Annotated in this window: 9 protein-coding genes and 1 pseudogene; all 10 read left to right on the plus strand. The window is 28.6% G+C overall.

Going from position 1 to position 7794, the window contains the following annotated elements:
* Positions 1-793, plus strand: a 793-nt coding sequence (locus FAY47_RS19530; RefSeq protein WP_207706275.1) for a hypothetical protein, incomplete at its 5' end; no start/stop codon positions are given.
* Positions 794-805: 12 nt separating this feature from the next.
* Positions 806-1078 carry a hypothetical protein gene (locus FAY47_RS19535; RefSeq protein WP_143318604.1) on the plus strand — a complete coding sequence of 91 codons (273 nt, stop codon included), beginning with the start codon at positions 806-808 and terminating at the stop codon, positions 1076-1078.
* A 292-nt stretch (positions 1079-1370) separates the two neighbouring features.
* The gene (locus tag FAY47_RS20710) at positions 1371-2363 is read left to right on the plus strand and encodes an HNH endonuclease (protein WP_207706276.1); all 993 of its coding nucleotides are present in this window, start codon (positions 1371-1373) and stop codon (positions 2361-2363) included.
* A gap of 12 nt (positions 2364-2375) precedes the next feature.
* Complete coding sequence (locus tag FAY47_RS19545) at positions 2376-2825, plus strand: SMI1/KNR4 family protein (protein WP_143318605.1); 450 nt, start codon at positions 2376-2378, stop codon at positions 2823-2825.
* 434 nt (positions 2826-3259) lie between these two features.
* Positions 3260-3439, plus strand: a complete 180-nt coding sequence (locus tag FAY47_RS19550) for a colicin E3/pyocin S6 family cytotoxin (RefSeq protein ID WP_243129678.1) — start codon at positions 3260-3262, stop codon at positions 3437-3439.
* A 13-nt stretch (positions 3440-3452) separates the two neighbouring features.
* Positions 3453-4001 carry a hypothetical protein gene (locus FAY47_RS19555; protein ID WP_143318607.1) on the plus strand — a complete coding sequence of 183 codons (549 nt, stop codon included), beginning with the start codon at positions 3453-3455 and terminating at the stop codon, positions 3999-4001.
* A 98-nt stretch (positions 4002-4099) separates the two neighbouring features.
* Positions 4100-4426, plus strand: a complete 327-nt coding sequence (locus FAY47_RS19560; RefSeq protein ID WP_143318608.1) for a hypothetical protein — start codon at positions 4100-4102, stop codon at positions 4424-4426.
* A 230-nt stretch (positions 4427-4656) separates the two neighbouring features.
* Complete coding sequence (locus tag FAY47_RS19565) at positions 4657-5316, plus strand: hypothetical protein (protein ID WP_143318609.1); 660 nt, start codon at positions 4657-4659, stop codon at positions 5314-5316.
* A 14-nt stretch (positions 5317-5330) separates the two neighbouring features.
* Positions 5331-5846, plus strand: a complete 516-nt coding sequence (locus tag FAY47_RS19570; RefSeq protein WP_143318610.1) for a hypothetical protein — start codon at positions 5331-5333, stop codon at positions 5844-5846.
* Positions 5847-6287: 441 nt separating this feature from the next.
* Positions 6288-6935: pseudogene (locus tag FAY47_RS21075) on the plus strand (DUF2625 family protein).
* Positions 6936-7794: the final 859 nt, after the last annotated feature.

The raw sequence follows: 7794 nt of genomic DNA on the forward strand, positions 1-7794 counted from the left end.
AATTAAGAGAAGCTTATCAATGAACTTAAGTCATATGGAGAATCTTCTAGCTAGAAAAAGAGATGGCGATGAAGATGTATTTAAGAATATAGAAAAAAATAATGATAAAAATCCATTTTCAATTGAAATACCTGAGGAATTTCAAAATTATGAAGATTATCTTCTTAGTGAAGAAGAAGCAGAGGAATATCTTAATACAGAATTCCTTGGTATGAATTTATCAGGAAAGATATATTTTGGTGATGAGGCAAATGAAATACCACCTATCATATCGTATAGGAAAAATGGCAATGTGTATATATACTCACTTAGAGAGCTAATTGCTAAGGACATGTTTGGAAATGATATAGGTCCTACAGATGATGAGCTAGAGTTTTTTCAAAAGATTGACCCTAAATATTTAGGAAAGTATAAGCAATATAGTTATGAGCGTATATTTACTGATGAGATACCTGTTTCAACGGGGATTGTTGATGTAAGTGGACTGAGGGGGATAAGTAATGCTACTAAATATTCTAGTATAGATGAAGGATTAAACTTTTCTAGTAAAGCATTAGAACATATGGGTGAAAGCGCTAGACAAGTACCTGTTCAGACATTACAAGATGCTATTAGATATGGAGAGGGATTACCAGACCCTAGAGGTTCAAGTGCTACAATGTATTATACAACAATGAATATAAATGAGAAGTTGTACAACTTAGAAGTTTTGTACGATAAAGCAACCAATACAGTTTATCATTTTGAATATGCTAGAAAAGCTATGGGGAATTTACCTGCAATTAAGAAATAGGAGTGAATAATTATGACAGAAAAAGAAAGTTTATGGTATTTAATTAATGGATTGCTAAATGGTTCATATGCAATAAAGATATTCTGTAGTGAATTTACAAGAATTTATGATTTGGAAGTAGATTATGATGAGCTAAGTTCAGATGAAAATTATGAATTCGGTAAGTTATGTGAGATGACTGGTAGATTCTCAGATGATGAGGAAGAATTAAAGATTCCTAATATGTATTGCAGTGAAAATGAAATTAGAAATAAGGTAAAGTATATAGTTAATAAATTGAAATAGCGCTTACTTAATGCAAAAAAATAATAATTTAGATGCATAATATGTGTAAAAAGTTAATAGTAATATAAATCAATAAAGTTAATCTAGATTTATACTACATAATATTAATAATGCAGTGAAAAGATGAAATGAATCAGCTGAAATTTAAGTAGGCTGGTTCGTTATTTTTTGTAATAAAATAGTGGTTGATATTAGGAAAGGTGAGATCTACTTCTAAAGGATAATAAAGCAGGCTCTACCTCCAAAGGGGGGAACAGATAAAGTATTAAATCGTGCAAATAAAGTAAGCACAATGATTCAAAAGAGAAAGTTGCAAGAATTACAGAATTACGCTTATAATATTGTAAAAGAATTTGATAAGCCATATGATGATTTTAATTATGCAGTAAGGGAATTAGATAATGCTGATGATATAATTAAGAGAAGTTTATCAATGAACTTAAGTCATATGGAGAATCTTCTAGCTAGAAAAAGAGATGGCGATGGAGATGTATTTAAGGATATAGAAAAAAATAATGATAAAAATCCATTTTCAATTGAAATACCTGAGGAATTTCAAAATTATGAAGATTATCTTCTTAGTGAAGAAGAAGCAGAGAAATATCTTAATACAGAATTTCTTGGTATGAGTTTATCAGGAAAGATATATTTTGGTGATGAGGCAAATGAAATACCACCTATCATATCGTATAGGAAGAATGGGAATGTGTATATATACTCACTTAGAGAGTTAATTGCTAAGGACATGTTTGGAAATGATATAGTTCCTACAGATGAGGAGCTAGAGTTTTTTCAAAAGATTGACCCTAAATATTTAGGAAAGTATAAGCAATATAGTTATGAGCGTATATTTACTGATGAGATACCTGTTTCAATTGGTATTGTTGATGTAAGTGGGCTGAGGGGGATAGGTAACCCTACTGGCAGATTAAGCATGGCAGGAAAGATTCACCCAGTTTCAGGTGTTAAATTTGATAACAATGGATTTCCAATTTTTAAGTCAGAATATAATATAAATCTTGCACCTGCAGATTATTTAAAATCTAGGGGAACACATTTTGATAGGGCAAGCAAATCATTATATAACGAAATTCAAAATAATTCTGATTTAGCTAGTAAATTTACTCAACAGGAAATTGAAATTTTTAAAGAAGGTGGAGTTCCTAAAAGATTTACATGGCATCATAATCAAGAACCAGGATTAATGCAATTAGTTGATAGAAATACTCATAAGAAAACTGGGCACGATGGTGGGTTTAGTATATGGGGACCGGGAAATAAATAAGGAGGAATAGTAATGAATAACAATCTAAGATGGATATGTGAAAATGATAATATTGGAGTGGAAATTATCTCAAAGGTAGAAAATACTTTTGGCGTAAAGTTTCCGAAAGATTATATTGAAATAGTAATGAAGAATGATGGGGGCTATCCTAAGCCAAACAGATTCAATTTGAATGGCAATGGGGAAGTATTTAATAATCTATTGAGCTTTGATGAAGAAGACTGCAGTAATATGATAGAAACTTATAATGATGTAAATGATAGATTATTAGAAAAAATAATTCCATTTGCAGAAGATCCTTTTGGAAATTTAATATGTTTTGATTATAGGAACAATGAACAACCAACAGTAGTATTCTGGGAACATGAAAAGGCGTTTAATAATAAAGAAAATGCTATTAGTTTTATCTGTAATACATTTTCAGATTTGTTGAATATGTTACATGAATCAGAAGAATTATAGTTTAAAATTTACAGTAAATATACTTGCTACAAAAAACGAATGTAAGTGGCTGTATAACAATTAAGTAATAAGTATTATAATGTAGTAAGATAAGCTTTAAATGAATCAGCTGAAACAAAGTAGGCTGGTTCATTATTTTTTTAGAAGTTAATATAGGCTATAAATACATCGTTCAAAAGAACTATATTAAAAGCGACGATAACACATTAGAAAAGTAGAGAACCCAAATCTTTGATTTGGTGTGAATCACTTTCACAAAATGCAAGAGAGATTTAAAAGACTGTGAACAAGAGTGACATTAAATTTTAAAAGTATTGAGTACAGGCTAAAGTTACTGGTTCAGTAGAAAATGATAGATGATTAAAATCTTTTCAGCGATTCTTTAAGTGTAAGCATATGATAAAGGATTTGGTAAAGATAATAAGCTGTCTAGGATAAATGGAAGAGATGTATATAGGGATAGTAAAACAGGAAATTTATATGCAGTTGATTCACAACATGGTAGAATTGAAATGTTAAATGCTAAAGGGAAACATAAAAGTGAAGTGAATTTTGATCTCGAGCAAACAAAGCCGGCTAATACTTCAGGAGAACATAATCTTAAGATGAAGTGAAGGATGATGGAATATGGAAAAACTATTAAATGATTTAATAAAAAAAATATATGTAAACAAGGATTATGAATATTTTAAAAATAAATGTAGAGAGAGCGTAGAGTTTGATAAGGAATTTAATACAAAAGTTGAACGATATGTTAGAAATATAACAGAAGAAAACATAGAAGGTTTTCCATCTCAAAGATGGTACTTTAAATTTGATAGCTATGAAAATGGTCTATTTAAAGTATCATATCGTACATTACTACAAATATTAAAGATTAGTTCTATTTTTTATATACAACACGAATTTGAGGTAGAAAACTATGATAACAATAAGATATATCCTGTGTTAGATGGATTTGGAACAGAGCCTTATGTCAAAAATCAAGCTAATTTATATGAAATTATAGAAGAATACTTGGAGAAAAAAGGATATACAGAAATAGATTATTCACAATTTAATGAGATAGTGCTCAATGTAGAAAATGATTCTGTTAATATGATGAATGGAGAAAAGTATTCAGTGGAAGATTTGATTTTTAATGATATGTTGGATATTCAGGATAGCAGTAACTAAAGGCACTAAAATAGATGGATAAGTTATAATAGTATTAATAAAAAAATATATATTAGGTTAATACAAAAATGCAATTGTAAGGAAGTTGAAGTAAGAATATGAATATAGAAAATAGTGTAAAGGATACATTTGAGTTGATAAAAAAAATAAATAAGAAAATGAATAATTCTATTATTTCAGATGAAGAAGAAAAAGAGCAGGAGGAAAATATAAAAGAAATATCAGAAATAACAAATAGATTTAAGGTAATCTTAGAAAATATAGATAGATTAGATAAAGAGAATAGTCAAGAAATATTAAGTCAATTTATACAACTTCACTTAGCTATAGGAGATATAGAATGGCAGTATGACCAATTACATGAAATAATAAGAAAAGCAATAGAGAGTATAGAGTGTAAAAATGTAATGAGTGACAATAAGTAAATATCTAATTGAGATTTGTGAAGAGTATATAAAAAAACATGAAGAAGAAAAAGCAACTATATATGAATGCTTAGATAAAATAAATTTAGGTTTATAATTTAAGAAAAGAGTTTATCGGAAAATGATATGCTCTTTTTTCAATTGAAATACCTGAGGAATTTCAAGATTATGAAGATTATCTTCTTAGTGAAGAAGAAGCAAAGAAATATCTTAATACAGAATTTCTTGGTATGAGTTTATCAGGAAAGATATATTTTGGTGATGAGGCAAATGAAATACCACCTATCATATCGTATAGGAAAAATGGGAATGTGTATATATACTCACTTAGAGAGCTAATTGTTAAGGACATGTTTGGAAATGATATAGGTCTTACAGATGATGAGCTAGAGTTTTTTCAAAAGATTGACCCTAAATATTTAGGAAAGTATAAGCAATATAGCTATGAGCGTATATTTACTGATGAGATACCTGTTTTAAAGGGGATTGTTGATGTAAGTGGACTGAGGGGGATAAGTAATGCTACAATTTGGGAGGATATTGTTGGAACAGCTAGAAATATGCCGGGAACAGAAATACCTGCAACATTCCAAGTGAAATTAAGGGAAGGTATCTCATATACTAATTCAACAACAGGTTCAAATGTCTTGTGGACAAATGCAAATGCAACTGAACATATGGGTGAGTATGTTTCTAGATTTGGAACAGAGAGTGAGAGTATTGGTATTAGAAGTCAAGAAATGTTAGAAAGTTATTCAGCTTCTCTAAATGAAGCTATGGCAGACCTTGCAAAAAAAGCCCCTGGAAGATACTTTGAAACATATGGAAACTGGGAGCTAGGAATAAATACAGAAACAGGCGTTGTATATCATGCAAAAATGCTAAAGTAAAGAGGTGAATTAGAGTGAAAATTAAAGAGACAGATTTTAAAATTAGTTATTCAAGACATATTGAAAGTATGGGTAAAGGGTTAGTACTGTTTAAAGTTAAAGCAGATAAAAAAGCAATTGGACAAAACTATCATTGTTTTTATGAAGATAAGAAAAAACCACCTTTGGATATAGCTATTAATCCTAAAAATAATTTGATTGAGTACGTAAGCTTTTTTGCTCAAGATGAAAAAATTAAACAAACTAGCGTGAACTTAAATATTAAATTTATTAATAAGAATATTGAATTTTATGGTTTTGATATGGATTTAAACTACCCAGAAGAAAGATGTATGAAAAATTTCAAGTTGCATTTCGATAAAGGGAATATATATTTATTAAGTTCAGAACAGTTAGATGATTTAATTGGATATGAAGTCAATCATAACAACTATATTCTTTTTGATAAAAATAATACTTTTTATGGTTTGTTATTTAGTGATATTACTGATGCTGAAATAAATGAAATGAAACAATCAGAGGTTTTATAGTTACAATGATTAAATTATAAAATATTAGAAATTGTCTAGAAGCAACTAGTATATATCTATGACAAAAACTAAATGCAGTTATTAATAGCTTACTATAAAATAATTATATATACTATAGGAGTACAGTGTTTATTCTATCAATTAACTTTACAGCTAAAATGAAAGAGAATAATACACCCATAATTGTAATAATGCAGTGAAAATATGAAATGAATCAGCTGAAATTAATTAGGTTGGTTCATTATTTTTTAGTGTCAATATATGTGATAAATACATAATTCAAAAGAATTATAGTGAAACCCAAGGATAAGGCATTAGAAAACCAGTCTGATAATAGAGGTTCAGGTTCAAGGCCATCAACTAAGACCATATCCTGACGGAACTAAGGTAAAATATAAGATAACTGGTGATGATTAGAAAATGAAAAATATGAGGTGTAAAATGAGTAATATAAATAATAATTTATGGGAAGAATTAAATAAAATGTTTAGTGATTCTAGTAAAAGCATAAAATTAAATAAAAATAAAACTAATGATGGGCAGAATACACTAGATATTCTAAAAATAACATCAAAATCAGCTCTTGGCTCAATTTTATTTAATACGTCTGGAATTACTGTTGACAATTGGATTAGAGTACTAGGTTCAGAAAATCAAGAAAATAGAGGAATACTTTCATATAATAAAATAGATGAAAATGGAGCTAGTAATGCTATTGAAAAGATGTTAATAGTTGCAGATGATGTTGTTGGTGGGGTATTTGCATTAAATGCTGGAAAGTTTCCAGATGAAATAGGAGCTGTGTGATATTTTGCTCCAGACACATTAAAGTGGGAATCATTAGAGATGAAATATGCTGAATTTATTTCTTGGATTGCAATGGGAAATACAGATGAATTTTATAGTACGTTAAGGTGGAATAAATGGAAGGATGATGTTGGTAATTTAACTTTTGATGAAGCTATATTAATATATCCTTTCCTATGGTCAGAAGAGGTCCAAATAGAAAAAGCAGCTAAAAAAACAGTACCTGCTGAAGAACTTCTAAATATAAATCAGGAATATAGTAAGAAATTCAAGCTTAGCTAGAAGTTGCTACATCATTATAAAATAACTTAAGACTTAAAATTAAGGTTAATGTTTCAGTAATGTGGCATTAATCTTTTTTAGCTCAAAGATATTTAACTGATGTATGATCATTATTTGTTGGAGCTGGAGAAATAAAAGAATTATCTATTAGGTGGAGAAAAGATAATGTCTTATCAGAAAAGATGATAAAAAATATCTTTGCAATAGGATTTAATAAATACAGAAATTGTACAGACGAAATAGACTATTTGGGTCTTGCTATTCACCTTTGTACTGATGGCGATATAGTCTTTAGATGGGGGTATTCGTCAGGAGAGGCGGAAATAGCCCTAGTATTTAGCAGAGATGTGTTAACAATTCATAACAATTAAATGGATATTTTTAACTTAAACAGAAAATTTGTATTATAATAAAAGTAATATTATTGCATTCATTGTAATAATGAATGTAGGTAACTGTAACTAAATATATATTATAACAATTATAAAATTAATGTTTATAATTAAAAAGTACCCTATAGGTTGGACAGATAAAAAGTCAACCTGTAGGGTACTTTTGTTTAAATCTAAATTGTTTGCTTTTAAGTTCATTAATTTTTTCATAATCAGGTACATATAAGAGATTGTAGAGGAAAGGCGATTTATAGAAAAATATGGGGAAAGTAGAAGAAAATTATTTAATTTTATAGTATACTTATATGTGCATTGCTATAAATGTGGAATTATGTGAAATAAAAACCACTATAGAGAATGTTTAGAAAAGAGTAATTTATATTTAGTGTGAGAGCAAGCTAATTATATATGGGAGGAAGTAAGTTGGATGCAAAGGATGAAATTATAAATGAGTCTAGGAAATATGA

This window comes from Clostridium sp. HBUAS56017, from assembly GCF_007115085.1.
GTDB classification, from domain to species: domain Bacteria; phylum Bacillota; class Clostridia; order Clostridiales; family Clostridiaceae; genus Clostridium; species Clostridium cibarium.

What these genes read in the sequence shown, in the direction of transcription:
- FAY47_RS19555 (WP_143318607.1), top strand. Translation starts at nt 3,453, where the DNA reads ATGGAAAAACTATTAAATGATTTAATAAAAAAAATATATGTAAACAAG.
- FAY47_RS19535 (WP_143318604.1), top strand. Translation starts at nt 806, where the DNA reads ATGACAGAAAAAGAAAGTTTATGGTATTTAATTAATGGATTGCTAAAT.
- FAY47_RS19565 (WP_143318609.1), top strand. Translation starts at nt 4,657, where the DNA reads ATGAGTTTATCAGGAAAGATATATTTTGGTGATGAGGCAAATGAAATA.
- FAY47_RS20710 (WP_207706276.1), top strand. Translation starts at nt 1,371, where the DNA reads ATGATTCAAAAGAGAAAGTTGCAAGAATTACAGAATTACGCTTATAAT.
- FAY47_RS19560 (WP_143318608.1), top strand. Translation starts at nt 4,100, where the DNA reads ATGAATATAGAAAATAGTGTAAAGGATACATTTGAGTTGATAAAAAAA.
- FAY47_RS19545 (WP_143318605.1), top strand. Translation starts at nt 2,376, where the DNA reads ATGAATAACAATCTAAGATGGATATGTGAAAATGATAATATTGGAGTG.